The 14,923-nt window shown below is 61.9% G+C and carries 11 protein-coding genes; 5 read left to right on the top strand and 6 right to left on the bottom strand.

Going from position 1 to position 14,923, the window contains the following annotated elements; all coding sequences use genetic code 11:
* The first annotated feature begins 26 nt into the window (after positions 1 to 26).
* Entirely contained in the window at positions 27 to 455 is a 429-nt protein-coding gene (locus ACNQOP_RS18455; RefSeq protein ID WP_416405386.1) for an OsmC family protein, read from the top strand.
* A gap of 84 nt (positions 456 to 539) precedes the next feature.
* Here ACNQOP_RS18455 and ACNQOP_RS18450 read toward each other — a convergent pair whose 3' ends face one another.
* Positions 540 to 4,052, bottom strand: coding sequence for a S41 family peptidase (locus tag ACNQOP_RS18450; RefSeq protein ID WP_416405385.1), 3,513 nt, complete (start codon positions 4,050 to 4,052; stop codon positions 540 to 542).
* 85 nt (positions 4,053 to 4,137) lie between these two features.
* Here ACNQOP_RS18450 and ACNQOP_RS18445 point away from each other — a divergent pair, with 85 nt between their 5' ends.
* Positions 4,138 to 5,037, top strand: coding sequence for a TIGR01777 family oxidoreductase (locus ACNQOP_RS18445; protein WP_416405384.1), 900 nt, complete (start codon positions 4,138 to 4,140; stop codon positions 5,035 to 5,037).
* 14 nt (positions 5,038 to 5,051) lie between these two features.
* Here ACNQOP_RS18445 and ACNQOP_RS18440 read toward each other — a convergent pair whose 3' ends face one another.
* On the bottom strand, positions 5,052 to 6,620 hold the full coding sequence (locus ACNQOP_RS18440; protein ID WP_416405418.1) for a serine/threonine protein kinase: 1,569 nt from the start codon (positions 6,618 to 6,620) through the stop codon (positions 5,052 to 5,054).
* A gap of 113 nt (positions 6,621 to 6,733) precedes the next feature.
* Between ACNQOP_RS18440 and lipB the strand changes: the two genes are divergently transcribed.
* Together lipB and lipA are read left to right on the top strand one after the other, a co-directional pair.
* Complete coding sequence (gene lipB / locus ACNQOP_RS18435) at positions 6,734 to 7,465, top strand: lipoyl(octanoyl) transferase LipB (RefSeq protein ID WP_416405383.1); 732 nt, start codon at positions 6,734 to 6,736, stop codon at positions 7,463 to 7,465.
* Positions 7,462 to 8,469 carry a lipoyl synthase gene (gene lipA / locus ACNQOP_RS18430; RefSeq protein WP_178995563.1) on the top strand — a complete coding sequence of 336 codons (1,008 nt, stop codon included), beginning with the start codon at positions 7,462 to 7,464 and terminating at the stop codon, positions 8,467 to 8,469. Before lipB ends, lipA begins: the two co-directional genes overlap by 4 nt.
* Before the next feature lie 44 nt (positions 8,470 to 8,513).
* On the opposite strand, the gene ACNQOP_RS18425 is transcribed toward lipA, so the two are convergent.
* From ACNQOP_RS18425 to ACNQOP_RS18415, 3 genes are read right to left on the bottom strand one after another with little or no spacing between them, the layout of a single operon-like run.
* Entirely contained in the window at positions 8,514 to 9,371 is an 858-nt protein-coding gene (locus tag ACNQOP_RS18425; protein ID WP_284987268.1) for an acyltransferase, read from the bottom strand.
* On the bottom strand, positions 9,355 to 11,196 hold the full coding sequence (locus ACNQOP_RS18420) for a hypothetical protein (RefSeq protein ID WP_416405382.1): 1,842 nt from the start codon (positions 11,194 to 11,196) through the stop codon (positions 9,355 to 9,357). The genes ACNQOP_RS18425 and ACNQOP_RS18420 overlap by 17 nt, the downstream gene beginning before the upstream one ends.
* Before the next feature lie 35 nt (positions 11,197 to 11,231).
* The gene (locus tag ACNQOP_RS18415; RefSeq protein WP_284987266.1) at positions 11,232 to 13,259 is read right to left on the bottom strand and encodes a CDP-glycerol glycerophosphotransferase family protein; all 2,028 of its coding nucleotides are present in this window, start codon (positions 13,257 to 13,259) and stop codon (positions 11,232 to 11,234) included.
* 219 nt (positions 13,260 to 13,478) lie between these two features.
* Between ACNQOP_RS18415 and ACNQOP_RS18410 the strand changes: the two genes are divergently transcribed.
* The gene (locus ACNQOP_RS18410; RefSeq protein WP_235520462.1) at positions 13,479 to 14,240 is read left to right on the top strand and encodes a DUF4191 domain-containing protein; all 762 of its coding nucleotides are present in this window, start codon (positions 13,479 to 13,481) and stop codon (positions 14,238 to 14,240) included.
* 94 nt (positions 14,241 to 14,334) lie between these two features.
* Here the strand turns inward: ACNQOP_RS18410 and ACNQOP_RS18405 are convergent, their stop codons facing one another.
* Positions 14,335 to 14,772 carry an RDD family protein gene (locus ACNQOP_RS18405; RefSeq protein WP_416405381.1) on the bottom strand — a complete coding sequence of 146 codons (438 nt, stop codon included), beginning with the start codon at positions 14,770 to 14,772 and terminating at the stop codon, positions 14,335 to 14,337.
* Positions 14,773 to 14,923: the final 151 nt, after the last annotated feature.

Genomic DNA, 14,923 nt, shown 5'->3' with positions numbered 1-14,923 from the left:
ACTCACAACGACCCCAAGGAGTGGACATGGCAGCAACACGTACCGCACACACGGTTTGGAACGGCACCCTCATCGAAGGCGCCGGCAACACCACGCTGGACAGCTCAGGCCTGGGCACCTTCGATGTCACCTGGAAGGCACGCACCGAGCAGTCCGGCGGCAAGACCAGCCCTGAAGAACTCATCGCCGCAGCCCACTCCGCTTGCTTCTCCATGGCTTTCAGCCACGCCTTGGCCGGAGAGGGATTCACCGCGGAAGAGGTCAACACCAGGGCTGATGTAACTTTCGTCCCGGGTACCGGTATCACCGGAAGCCACCTCACCATGACGGCAAAGGTTCCCGGCCTCTCGGAAGAGGACTTCCGCCGCATCTCCGAAGACGCAAAGACCGGCTGCCCCGTATCCGGCGCTCTGGCAAGCATCGAGATCACCTTGGATGCCACCCTCGCCGCTTAGGCTTCCCCTCAGCATCAGATACATCAAAGAGCCCCGCCGCTTCCTTGCGAAGCGGCGGGGCTCTTCCATGCTCGGGGATGCGCGCTAGCTTTGCGGACGCGACGGCAACGGCGCCGGACGCACCTTCCGGTAACCTTCACGCAGCGGAGGCCGATCGGTGGGCAATTCCTGGATCATTTCCTTGAGCGCCCCGATGCCGTATTCCAGCTGCGGATCCGTACCGGCCGCGTAGGCGTGCGGCGGGAAGAGGACCTCAATGTCAGGCTCCACTCCGCGGTTCTCCACGTCCCACCCGATGCCCCCGTTGAACCACGTGGCGTACCGCGGCTGCGTGACGCCCGTTCCGTCTGCCAAGGCGAACCGGTTGTCAATGCCCACGACGCCGCCCCAGGTCCGGGTGCCGATAACAGGGCCAATGCCGCGCAGCTTCGAGACCTGCGTGATGATGTCGCCATCGGACCCGGCAAATTCGTCGGCAAGGATGATGACCGGTCCCCGCGGGGCGTGGTCCGGGTAGGTCCGGGGCTTTTCACCTCGTGGCATGCTCCATCCCGTCACCTTGCGGCCAACGAGTTCGGCCACCAGCTGAGAGGTGTGGCCGCCACGGTTGCGCCTCACGTCCACGATCAGGCCGTCCAACGCGGTTTCGGTATCAAGGTCCCGGTGGAGTTGCGCCCAGCCATTGGCCATCATGTCCGGGACGTGAAGATAGCCGAACTTACCGTCGGATGCCTCCCGGACGGTCCGCCGGTTGGCTCGGACCCAGTCCTGGTAGCGCAGCCTTTCCTCGTCGCGCACAGGAACCACCGCTACCCGACGCTGGTGTCCGGCTGCTTCGCCGTGGCCAGTGCCGTTCAACAGCGTCAGTTCCACGGTTCGGCCTGCTGCACCTACCAACTGCATTGCTGGAGTCAGCGCAGCGGAAAGTTCGACGCCGTCGATCGCCAAGAGCACGTCGCCCACCTTCGCGTCCGCACCGGGGCGCGTCAGCGGCGAAGTTGCCAGGGGATCGGAGGACTCCCCTGCAAGGATCCTGGTAATCTCCCAGCCCTTCTTGCCGAGCTGCAATTCGGCACCCAGCCTGCCCTGTCCATTCCGTCCGGCCTCCGTGACCGCTGCCGGCTTCACGTAGGCGTGGGACGTGCCGAGCTCACCATGGATCTCCCACAACAGATCGACAAGGTCGTCGTGGGTACCGAGCCGGTCCACGATCGGGCGGTAAAGCTTGTACACCGAATCCCAATCCTGCCCGGCCATGTCTGCGGTCCAGAAGAAATCGCGCTGCAACCGCCAGGCCTCCTCAAATGCCTGGCCCCAGGCAGCAACGGGGTCCAGGATGACGCGGATCCTGTTGAGCTCCACCTTGACCAGCTCGGCGGAATCGTCGTCCACTTTGCTGTCCGCAGGCACTGATGTGACCTGCTTGTCCAGGACATAGACGATGCGGCTCAAGTCCCCCGACAAGCGGTAGCTGTCCACTGCCTTGACGAGGGTGGCCTGCTTACGCTTGCCGAGGTCGTAACGCACCAGGGACGGCGCCGTCTTCTTGTCCTGCAGTGTTCCCTTGCCCTCACCGGTGACACCCGTGAGCTCAGTGTCCAACCACAACAGTGCACCGTCCGCGGCGGAAAGGTCCGAATAGTTGCCCTGCGGAACCGGGACGGTGATAACGCGGTGCGCCAGCCCGTCGGCGTCGACGCGAACGGTGGCGACAGCGCCGTCGTCGGACTTCTCCTGGGTGGGGACCTCATCCTCAAGCGTGTCAATCGAGGGCCCAAACGGCGACGGCGTGTCTGCCGCCAGCGCCACCAGGTACGGCTTGATGGGGCTCGGGAAGGACAAATCAAAGGAGTGGCCGTCGTATACGGGGTCAAAACTCCGGTTGGACAGGAACGCGAGGAACTTTCCGTCCGGCGTAAACCGCGGCGAGGTATCGCAGAAGCGGCCATCCGTGACGTCCACGATTGCGGACTCCTTCCCGCCGGGGCGGGTCATCCTGAGCTTGCTCCGCGACCCGAACGAAGTCACCGGTTCGGACCACGCAAGCCATTCCGAATCGGCAGACCACGACAACTCATCAATGCTCCCCTCTCCGACGCTCACGAGACGTGTCAGCGCCCCGGTGGAGGTATCGGCAACGAAGACGTCACCAAACGATGTGCCTACAGCAAGCCAGCGGCCGTCCGGGCTGGCCTCCAGCGCACTTGTCCGGGTCAGGGCCGGAAATTCGATCCGGAGCTGCGCGGTGTTTTCCGCAGCTGGGGCTGCCGGCGATTCCGTACCGCCCACGGTGTCCGCGGACTGGCCCGCACTGGTGTCATCGCCGGCGTTGCCCGTCGCTCCAACCGTGGCCACCCCGTGGGCGCCCTGTTCGACTCCCGCAGCAACTTTGTCCTGCCCCAGGACGTTAGACGCCGATACGGGCTTCGGCAACGGGTCGGCGTCGTTTGTAGGTTTGGGCTGCTCAACGGCCGCCTTGGGCACTTCGACTGCTGCCGGGAGAGGTGTGGCAATGCGCCTGATGTACAGCGCCTCCACCCCACCGTGGTCTGCGACGTAGGCGATCCGTCCCTCTGTCAGCGGGCGAGGTAAACGGGCACGGACACCGGGAGTAGCCTCAACCACACGCGAGGGACCGTCCTTGTGCCGAAGCCAATGTACGGTGCCGTGCGATTCCACGGCGCTGGCAGTTCCGGTCAGGTTCGGCACAACGTCGCCAAGGTGGGCGGACACTTTCAGGGGCGCCGCGCGGCGTGCCGGGGACGCCGAACCCAGGCTGATGTCCAGCTTTGTGGCCTGGACATCGGCGTCGAGCGACGGAAGAATCCACAACTCTCCGGCGGATTCGAAGACGACCCGCTGGCCATCGGTGCTGGCATGCCGGACATAGAAATCCTCGTGATCGGTGTGCCGCCGCAGTCCTGAACCATCAGGCAAAACCGAGTACAGGTTTCCGTACCCCTCATGGTCTGAGAGGAAGGCAATGCGGCCCTGGATCCACAGAGGGTCCGTCAGGTTGCCTTCAATCTCCGGGAGCAGCCGTTCGAATTCTCCGTTGCCGTCGGCGTCGATCCATAGCTTGCCCGCCGTACCGCCGCGGTACCGCTTCCACCAAGCCGGTTCGCGGGACAGCACGCTGGCCAGTACCACTGGCTTCTCGTCGCCGACCTCGGGCCCAAAAGCAACGGCCTCGACCGGTCCGAAAGGAAGTTCGACGGCGGAGCCGCCGTCCAGCGGAAGGCTGTAGGCGTACGTGTGGCGGCTTTCGGATTGCTGGAACGCACTGGTGACGATGACGTGGCCCGAGGGGGTGAAACCCTTGACCTTGGTGGTGCTGTGCCCGAAGTAGCTGAGCTGCCTGTACCCGCCGCCGTCGACATCCGCCGTCACCACTTCGGGTGACGTTCCGACAACAACCGTCCACACCAGCCGCTGGCCGTCCGGGGTAAACCGCGGGTTCCGTGCAGGCAATTGTTGGGAGGACACCCGCCAGGCGCGGCCGCCGGAAAGGGGCGCGACCCAGATGTCGTCTTCGGCCACGAAGGTGACCAGATCGCCGTGCACATGCGGGAAACGGAGGTAGCTGGAGGAGGTCATTGTTCGATCATAGTCAAGACCCACCCGACGTCCCGGGCATCGGCGGGCGTTTCCCCCGCGTGCCTTCGTCATGGTGAGATGGGTCATGCGAATCGTGATGTCCGGAGCGTCGGGAATGATCGGGACGGCCCTGTCGGAGCAACTGGCCAGCCAGGGCCACGACGTCGTCCGGCTGGTCCGCCGGCCTGCCAGGAATGCAGCGGAGTGGGCCTGGAACCCCGCCGCTGGAGAGCTGGACGAAAAAGTGTTCCAGGGCGTCGATGCCGTGGTGAACCTCTCCGGGGCCGGCATAGGTGACCGCCCGTGGACGAAGAAGCGAATCCAGGTGCTTCGGGATTCACGCCTCCAGCCCACCCGCACCCTGACTGAGGCCATGGGGCGGCTAAGCGAACCGCCATCGGTGTTCATCAGCCAATCCGCGTCCGGCTACTACGGCGCAACGACAGATGGCCCACTCCGGGAGGACTCGGGCCCCGGCGGCGGCGTCCTAGGCCCCCTCTGCGTGGAGTGGGAGCGGACTGCGAGGACCGCGCCGCCGGGCGTGCGCGTAGTAACGCCGAGGACCGGCGTGGTTCTCAGCCTGTCAGGTGGAGCCCTGGGGCCACTGCTCCCCCTCCTGAAGCTCGGACTGGGAGGCCCCTTTGGCAACGGACGCCAATACTGGCCGTGGATCACGCTGGCCGATGAAGCTGCCGCGTTGGCGTACCTTTTGACGGCCGACATCGACGGACCGGTGAATGTCTGCGCTCCCGAAAGCGCTGATGTGAACACCATTGTGTCCCACCTGGCAAAAGCGTTCCACAGGCCGGCGTTCTGCCGGGTACCCCGGCCGGCACTTCGGCTGGTCCTCGGAAAGCTGGCGGACGAACTCGTGCTGGCGAACCAAAGGATGGAGGCCGGACGCCTGGCGGACGCGGGCTTCATCTGGCAGCACCCCTCGCTACCTGAAGCGATGGAATGGCTGACATCGGCAAAGGACTACTAGGGACTTCACCAAGCTCAGCCCGTGGTGCCGGCCAGGATCTCTACGATCTGCCATCGCCCGTCACTACGCTCCAGATGCAGCCGGAGATGCTGTGGCGTCCCCGCCGGTTCTGAACGGACCACCGAACCTGAGGAGCGTCGCTCCTCATAGGCGGATGTAGCGGCTACGAGCCCCACCATTGCGTGGTCGGGCTGAGGGGGTTCCTCGATGGTCACCGCCGTCACGGTTGTGGCGAGTCCGGCAAACACCGTGCCGGCTGTTCGAAGGTGGTCCCCCACTTGGTGGTCGGCGGCTTCGGCCGGTGAACCCGGTGCGTTGATCACAGCCAGCAGCTCCACAGGGCCTTCACGCAACGCCACATCCCGCACGGCCGCCAACGCCGGCACAACGACCGCCAGGTCATCGGACCGAAGCTCCTGTTTGAGGCCCTCCGGGAGCGAAGAGGACTCCGGGATGTCCGTGGGCAGGCCCTCACTGGATACGCGAGCACCATTCCCCACTCCGGACGGCGTCGTCGATGGCTTCCCCTGCGCCCACAAGCCCCACGCAGCGGCGCCGACGAGGACTCCGATCCCGAGAACCACAGCTGCCCGTACATACGCCATATTTTTGCGTGGCTTGGGCGTCCGCCGTGTCCGGGGTGTCCTGCGGGTCGCAGCCTTTGCCGTCGGCCGGAGCGAGGGCAGCTTCCCAAACTTCACGGCACGTTGGTGTGGTTTTCGATCCAGTGCTTGCCGCCGGGTCAGCAATTCCGGAATGACGGACGCGTGCACCGCCCCTGCCAGGTCCACTGCTTCCGGAGCTGCACTGCGGAAAATCGCCGTCGAAAATTCCCTTGCGGATGGACGCATTCGGGGGTCCGGATCCAAAGCGGCCTCCAACGCGCCAGCGATGGACAGGGGAACATCGTCGGCTACAAATGACAAGGGCGGACGGTCAGGTGCCAGGCCGGGGACCGAGCCCGTCAGGCAGAACCATCCGAGAGCCGCAAGAGAATACAAGTCGCGTTCCGGCCGCAATGCCCCTTGGTCGTGGCCGCCGGAAACGACGCCCACAGGGTCGATGAACCCAGGCGTACCCACGTCCAGGCCGTGTTGGGCGTCCCCCACCCTGGACGTGATCCCGAAATCCGCCAGCAGCGGCATTCCTTCGGCCGTGAACAAGACGTTTCCCGGCGCGACGTCCCCGTGCACCAATCCCTGGGAGTGAAGGTAGTCCAAGGCTTGGGCAAGGGGCCCCAGAACAGTCACAACCTCCCCCACCCGGAGCCGGCCCCGTCCGGACAGCAGGTTCGCCAACGAGCCCCCCGCGGCATAGTCCATGACAATTCCTTGGGCTCCATGTCCATCGACCTCGAACTGGACGACGTCGTGGATGCCAACCAAGTGCTTGTGTTTCACCCCAAACAAGATGCCGGCCTCACGGGAAACGCCGCCGTCAATCCCCTGCGCCTCCATGGGACCATGGTCGGCCGCCTTGACGCATTTAATTGCGAACCGCTCTCCGTCTCCGTTTCTCCTCGCCAGCCACACTGTGGAGCTCGCGCCCGTGCCCAGTTGACGGCTGACCCGATACCCCGGCATGTTGGGAGGCTTGTCAGCAGAATTGAGAGTTTCCATGGATAAGGTCTACCGGAGACTCGGAATCGGTGCAGAAGTTATCCACAGGCCCACCTCGTCACTGTCCAATAGCGGCGATGCGACTGAGAGGTTCACCACAAAACCATGGCCAGTCTGCTGCGGGGTCTAAGCTTGAACGCATGACTCTTGAGTTTTCACAACTGGGTCTTGCCCCTGATTTCGTTGACTACATGCAGGGCTGGGACCTGCAGCGCGAAATCCACAACAAGGTTGTTGCGGGCGAGAAGAACAGCACCGTACTGCTTCTGGAGCATGCCGCCGTTTACACGGCCGGCAAGCTCACGGAGGACCACGAGCGTCCCTTTGATGGCACTCCTGTCGTTCCCGTGGACCGGGGTGGCAAATTGACCTGGCACGGGCCGGGACAATTGATCGCCTATCCCATCCTGAAGCTCAAGAACCGTGCCGGAATCCGCGACTACGTTGAGCGCCTTGAGGCCATCATGATCGCCGTGATGAAGGACTACGGCATCAACGCTGTGACCGTCAAAGGCCGGGCCGGGGTGTGGATCCTCGCCGACGAAAAGGGTCCGGACCGCAAGATTGCGGCCATCGGAATCCGAGTACTCGACGGCGTCACCATGCACGGCGTGGCCATCAACTGCAGCAATGACCTGGCACCCTATGCACAGATCATTGCGTGCGGCATCACCGACGCCAGCGTCACCACCATGTCGCTGGAAACAGGCCAGACCATCAATCCGGCCGATATCGTTGACCGCTTCGTTGAAGAATTCAGCAAGCACGAAGAAGCACTCATTTCCACCCCCGAAGGAGCACTCCAGTGACCTTGGCACCTGAAGGCCGTAAGTTGCTGCGCGTTGAGCAGCGTAACTCGGCGGTACCGGTTGAACGTAAGCCTGAGTGGATCAAGGCCAAGGTCCAGATGGGTCCTGAGTTCGTCCAGCTCAAGAACCTGGTGAAGAAGGAAGGCCTGCACACGGTCTGTGAAGAGGCCGGCTGCCCAAACATTTTCGAGTGCTGGGAAGACAAGGAAGCGACGTTCCTGATCGGCGGGTCCGAGTGCACCCGCCGCTGTGATTTCTGCCAGATCGATACCGGCAAACCCTCCCCGGTGGACATGTTCGAACCCACGAAGGTGGCCCGCTCGGTGCAGGCCATGCAGTTGCGGTACGCCACGGTGACCGGTGTGGCCCGTGACGACCTGGCCGATGAGGGTGTGTGGTTGTACGCCGAAACGGTGCGGAAGATCCACGAACTGAACCCGGGCACCGGGGTGGAGTTGCTGATCCCGGACTTCTCCGGCAAGCCCGAGCACATCGCGGCGATCTGTGATTCCAAGCCCGAGGTGTTCGCGCACAACGTCGAGACGGTGCCGAGGATTTTCAAGCGGATCCGGCCGGCGTTCCGGTATGAGCGGTCCCTGGATGTCATCACCCAGGGCCGGGATCTGGGCATGGTGACCAAGTCCAACCTGATCCTGGGCATGGGCGAGACCCGAGAGGAGATTTCCGAGGCCCTGCGTGACCTGCACGCGGCCGGGTGCGACCTGATCACGATCACCCAGTACCTGCGCCCTTCCGAACGGCACCTTCCGGTGGACCGGTGGGTCAAGCCGCAGGAGTTCGTGGACCTGCAGCACGAGGCCGAGGAGATCGGATTCCTCGGCGTCATGTCCGGCCCGCTGGTCCGCTCCTCCTACCGTGCCGGGCGTCTGTGGGCCACCGCGATGCGCAAGAAAGGCTGGGAAATCCCCGCCGCCCTGGCACACATCGAGTCCTCCGGCACCACCCGCCAGGAAGCCTCCACCATCCTCGCAGCCCACAGCTAACCCCCTGCCGCACTGCACGGATAGTGCGGTGCGGCAGTATCGGGCTAACCGAGGTAGAAGCGGTTCTTGCCTTCCAACTGGTCCAGTTGGAAGCACCATGCGGCCCTCCCGATCCCGGACGTGGCTGCGCCCAGTTCATGCTCCAGTTGTTTCGTGTCCATGACGTTTCCATCAGCCGAGTAGATGAACTCGTCCCCGTCGTGGACGTGGCTCTTTGCCGTCCGGGCTTCGTTGAAGGCGTGAACGGACGGTCGGGTCCAGAAAATCCCACCGTTGACAATCTTCCCCGGGACGCCTGCCGCGGTTGAGTTGGAGGGGACGTTCTTGGTGATCAATGCCCGAGCGGCGAGGATACTCCCCGAGCCGACCCGTGCGCCCTTCAGCAAAAGGATGTCTTCGCCCAACCACACGTGGTCTCCGACCCAAATGGATCGACTCGGATTTACGCGTTCGCCGTCCTGCACCGAGTAAATGAGATGGGGATCAGCCGTCCGGAAGGCGACCCGGGATGAGAACATTGCGTCGCTGCCCACAATCACATGTTTGCGTTCAGTGGGTAGCACCCGGGCTTCCGAGGTGAAGGTCGCACCCGGGCCAAGGTAGAACACCGACTCCTCGAAGACAGTGACTATCAGTCTCAGGAATCCGTGCGACCTTCGGAGGTGGATGACTGCGCCGTTGCCCATAAAGCGCAGCCGGCAATTGCGTAGCCGCGTACCATCCTCGACGAAGAGGACATTTCCCGTGCCCGCGAACTCAATGCTTGAACCGATGAACTCCGACCCAGGCGTGTCCTGGAGGTGCACCACGTTGTTCCGGATCGCGGAAACGTCTCCGTACTCCCGGATGATCTGTGTCTTGGGCGCCGGCCCCGCACCGTCGCTCCTACTGTTCTCCTGCACGGGCCAACACCGCCCCGGAATCCTGCAGTTCGACGGTGACGTCCTCCCAGGCCATCGCGGCCAGGGTCTCAAGAACCGCTTTGAGGGAGTCGCCGTGCACCACGACGTGCAGCCGCCGAGCCCCAGTGGCAACCAAGAGCCTTAAGGCGAACAGGTCCGCCAAGTTGCAACCCTCGATCGGTTGGACCTCTACTGAATAGACGGAGCGCTCCCGATGGCCACCATCCAACGGGCTGGCCAGGTCCCCGAGCTCGGTGACGACATGCATTTCCAGGGTGTCGGCACCACGTGCCCGGGAATGCCACCTGTATTTGTAGCGGCCGAAGGATTCCCCTTCCAGCACCACATATTCCTGCACCGTTGAGGCGTCCAAGGACAGCGCGCTGTTGGTGAGTTGCTGTCTGGTAATCCTGCTTCCGGGGTTGACCCGGGCGGGCAACGGTCCCGTCCAGGTTGTGCCGTTGGGTTCGATAGCCAGGACATGTTCCAGCTCCACGATCGGATCGTATGCCGGGAACAAGCTCTGCTCCGACGTCGTGTACTTTACGAAGTCGTATGAGTGCTCTGTCATCAGCTGCAGGAAACGTGTGCGCCCCGCCTGCCCTTGGATGAACCAGTTCGCTCCGGAAACCTTGGACGCCGCCGGGTCCACCCGCACCTGCACCTGCACGTTCCCCGTGTGACGGAACGTCCGAAGCTCTTCGCAGGTGAACTCCTTGTCCGCTCGGCCATGCAGGAATTGTCGAATAAGCCCCAGCATGGCCGGCAATGCAGCACGGGCCACATCCGAATGTTGCCCGTCGATGCGGTACTTCACAAGATGCGGAACGTCGCTCGTCAGTTCGATCAGCGAGTGGTTGCTGGATTCGTCCGAATTTGTATAGAAGTAATGGATTCTGCGCCCTTCGTCGAAGTATTGACGGAGCCGGACTTCCGGCTGCTCCAATTCGCGCAGCACGTCGTGACGGAAAAGGTTGTCCTTGAATGCGGGTTTTGTGAAGTAGTAGGGCAGGTTCATCTGCGGGACTGCCAGGAGCAAAACGGCCTCCGGATATTCCAGGGCGTACTGTATGGCTATGGCACCGCCCTTGGAGGCACCAAAAAACAGCATCCGGTCCCGGTCAATGGCGAAGCTGCTCCTCAAACCTTCAATGGCATCCCGGACCCGTTCGTAGAGCGGCCTGCCCGCGTTGTCGACCATCATGTAAGAGCCTGCCGCCAAGTACCGGTCCTGAAAGCAGACCATCAGGGTGTCGTTCAGGTCATCGTCGGTCAGGTCCTTGAGGTAGCTGACGGCATAGGAGATACGGGTCGTGGAGGGGCCGAAGCCAGGGAAGGTAACGAGCATCTTCGTCGGGTTGGTGGTGTTGCCCCGGAGGGAGTAAAAGACGTCTCCGCGCTGCTCCACGCCGTACTGCTCGTCGTATCTGAGCTGCTGGGGTGTCGTGAAGGCACCTCGCCCGATTTTCAGTTCAAAAGGCACGTCGATATCCAACGTGAAGCGGGAGACATCGTTACAGGTGACCATGATGTTGCGGTATTCGAGGGGAAAGCCGCGGGCCGGAGGTTCGATCGAGTTTCCGTAAACCACGGCACCGTCCTGGCACAGTCGGAATGGTTTTCCGTTCCAACTTTTCCAGTCCGCCAGGGTCAATTTGGCGAAATAGATGCCTTGCGGAAGATTTTCTGAGGCGATCCTGCGGATCCGACCTTCCAGTCCCTTCGCCTTGATGATTCTCCGTACCGGTGAATCCGGCTTTGACGCCAGGAGTGCCCGGGCAAATTCCAGGCCAGCGGGCGAATACGCCGCAGCTTTTCCGGCCATGGTGATGCTCCGTTTGAAACCATGAATCCTCGACATCAGAGACCAAGCATCCTCTCCACGATTTTCCCGTTGATGCGTTTGGCGTCCACGCCTTCGAAAAAACGATCGCGCCGCCGCGTGTACGTTGCGTCCTCAGCTGCGAAGCGCTCATGGATGATGTGGTCGACGATTCCGGCTTGTTCAGTGAACACCGGTCCCAGTCCATCGTCGAGGTAATCCAGGCGGCTTTCATAGGGCTGATCGCGGAAGAAATCCGCTGCATCCCAGTGGTAGTACGCGATGGGGATTCCTATGAAGGCCGCGTCCAGGGCGGCCGAACTGTAGTCGGTGATGACTAATTCCGCGGAGCGGATTGCTTCCCTGTAACTCAGTTCCGAACGCACAATGCGCTCAGAGAACCTGAACTGGCCAGCGCGCTTTTCCACGTTCGGATGTAGTTTGACGTGCAGGATCCTGTCCGTGTCCGCAAGGAAGGACGAAAGTGCGGAATCGGAAAGAAAGGAGTCGATGGTCCGAAAGTAGTCCGACTGGGCGAAGCGTTCGGTAGATGACTGGTGGAGGTTAAAACGCCAGGTCGGCATGAACAGGAGGTGCCGCTGCCCAGCGCTTGCCCTCGCAAGGGACTCGTACCGCGGCAATCCCGAATTCAGCGTCTCCACTGGGGCAAGTTTGCTCATGTAGTCCGCTTCCATGCGGCCCGTGGTCACAAAAACGTCGAAGTACTTGGAGAGCACCCAGTCGGACATGTCATTGAGTTGGATTCCGTGCTGCAGATACACGAACCGTGAGTTGGCAAAGGACTTTCCCCGATACCTGATGCTGTAGATCTGCGATGAAACCACTAGATCGGATACCAGGAACATGTCGTAAAACTCCTTGGTAAAGATTGGGACCAGCTTGAAGCCCTTTGCTTCCAGCCGGGTCCAATCGGGCGACTTGGGACTGATCGCGAAGTAGGCGTTGCGGAATTCCGGATGCTCCCGCTTGAAGTACTCGTACAGGTGCTCGGCGTTGTCGTCCGCTTGTTGGGGGCGATCGAAGAACAAGATGGTTGAGGATGGTCCTATCGGTCGGTTGTAGAAGTTGTAGCTTCCCGGCCGGGCATTCCCGGGACGGAGCCTGCGTTCCAGGTATTGCTTCTCAATGGTCAGGATGTCGTCCTGGAACAGCAGCTCGTAGAGGCGCAGGGAAGGCTCGGCCCTTTCCTCGGGCTTCGCGTTGAAAACCAGATAGGCGTCTTTATGGCTCAGTTGCTTGTAGAACTGCCGGCTTTCCAGGACGTCATCCAGCCAACGAATCCAGGCGGCTTCGAACGGTTGAAGCTGCTCCACCATGCCGACGAGCTCGATGAGCTGGAAATCGCGGATCACGTCCCGGAGATGGCTGAGACTGATCGAGGTGGCCTTTTGGCCACGGATTCCCCTCAGGAACAAGGCAACGTAGCGCAAAAGCTGCAACCGCATTTCCTTGGAGTGAAACGGAATAAGCGGAATCAGGCGCTGGGATTCACTTGGTATCTGTAGCCCGGTGGCTGCCTTCGTATCCGAGGCAACCGAGAAGCCAGTCATAAGTGGCCTGACCTTGGCGATGGACCAATACAGGCGGTAGCTGATGTACAGGGCTGAACGATCGATGTCCTTGAGCGCTTCAAGGGCATCCCCAAGCCTCTTGGTGTTGAACGCAATGCCGAAAACATCGGTTTCGCGGCTGTACTGGTAGGTGTCGTCAATCTTGGTTCCGGCCACATTCTTCGCAATGGCCCCGGTGTACACCACCGGTTCCGCGAGATAGACAGTCCGCGTCCTGAGGTACTCGAACAAAGTCGCCACGTAATTGGCGGAGATGAGATGCGAGGTACGCATGAAGATGACGTACTTGCTCTGTATCTCTGCGCAGAGTCCCGCGATGCTGGCGGTCGTCAAGGGCTCCTGGACATGCCGCACTGCGAAGTCGGATTCAAGCCGAAGCCGGGCAGCCATGAGGCGCCTGTACATAACGGATTCTCGGTCAAGCAGTCCTGTCTCTTCCAGGACAATAGTGAGCAGCGGGGGTGATTCGGGCATCTGATTCCTATGGGGGGTGCTTTCAGCGGCAACGGCTCGCGAAGTTCAAGTGCAGGACGCCGCAGAATCATGACGTGGAATTCGAAAATCGGTGGGCCCGAACGGCGTGGGTACACCCCCGCTCACCAGTACAGGGGTTGATTGATCACCTGAGCCTGGCTGCTAAGTTTCGGTGTAACGTCCTGGGCCTTACCGGATATCACGTAGAATTGAGGCACTATGGCGAACTCCCCTGATTCCAGCAAATCGACCCCATCGGCCGACGCACCCAAGCGTGGGCTGTTCCAGCGCAAGCCCAAGGAAACCAAGGCCAAGAAGCCGAGCCAGCTGAAGCAGATCGCTGAAGTCTTCAAAATGACCCGGCGGAATGATCCCCAGGTTGTTTGGATCATGCTGCTGGCTTTCCTTGCAGTCGTCGCGGTTGCCTTCCTCATCGGCTACCTGCTGGAAAACTGGGTTACCGGCCTTATCATCGGCATTCCTCTGGGGCTGCTCGCCGCCGTCTTCATCCTTTCGCGCCGAGCCGAGAAGGCAGCATTTGCGCAGATCGAGAACCAGCCTGGTGCCTCCGGCGCTGCTTTGGGGACGCTCCGGCGAGGCTGGATCACGCAGGATCAGCCGGTTGCAGTGAACCCGCGCACCCAGGATGCTGTCTTCATGGCCATCGGCCGGCCCGGTATCGTCCTGGTCAGTGAAGGACCGAGCCACCGTGTCAAGCCGCTGGTGGACGCCGAACGCAAGCGCCTTGCACGTATTCTCCCCAACGTCACCATCCGTGTCCTGGAGTCGGGTCGCGGCGAGGGCCAGGTGCCGCTGAACCAGCTGGCCAAGACCATGGGGAAGATGAAGAACGAGCTCACCAAGGTTGAAGTCAACGCCGTCAGCAAGCGGATCAACTCCCTTGGCAACCGTCTGCCCATCCCCAAGGGCATCGACCCCTACAAGGCCCGCCCGGATCGCAAAGCCGCCCGCGGCCGCTGACCCGGCAGGACCCAGCAGAACGAAAAAGCGCGCTTTCCCATTGCGGGGAAGCGCGCTTTTCTTTATGTGTTGTCAAGGTCGGCGGCCGACTCGTCTACCTTCTGATGAGGATAGTGTTCATGGCCTTATCGTGGAGTCCACGCTGGTCCGGGTCGAAGACGACAGCTGGGATAACCAGACAAAGCAGCAGGGTCCTCACCACAGCGGCCAGTGGACCTGCAGGCCCTCCCCCAAGGCGTACGACGTGGATACCCATGATCCTGTGACCGATGCTGTATCCCAGCGTGCCGATCAGAAGGATCTGTTCGATGGCGAAGATGGCGAGAGTCGCCCACTGGTTACCGCCGAACGCGAAATTGCTGATCACCAACGCTATGGTCCAGTCGATGACGATGCCGAAGATGCGGCGCCCGGCACGGGCAATGGAGCCAGGGCCGGACTTGGGCAGGCCGAGCCTTTCGCCTGGATATTTGGAGATGCCGGATGTGTCCGGGCCTGTCAACCACGAACCAATGTCTTTTCGATCTACCACCTATCAAGCCTAACGTCTGGTGTAGGTTGTGCCCGACCGGGACGGGCAGCAAGAACACCTTCCATGTTCGCCCAATGGACCCGCTTGGACCGAACACCCGCAAGCCGACTACCGTTTACACAACAGACGATTCTGTAACCTGCCGGAAACA

This window comes from Arthrobacter sp. LFS091 (assembly GCF_047977885.1).
Lineage (GTDB): Bacteria > Actinomycetota > Actinomycetes > Actinomycetales > Micrococcaceae > Arthrobacter.
This window is presented reverse-complemented; position numbering and strand designations above follow the sequence as displayed.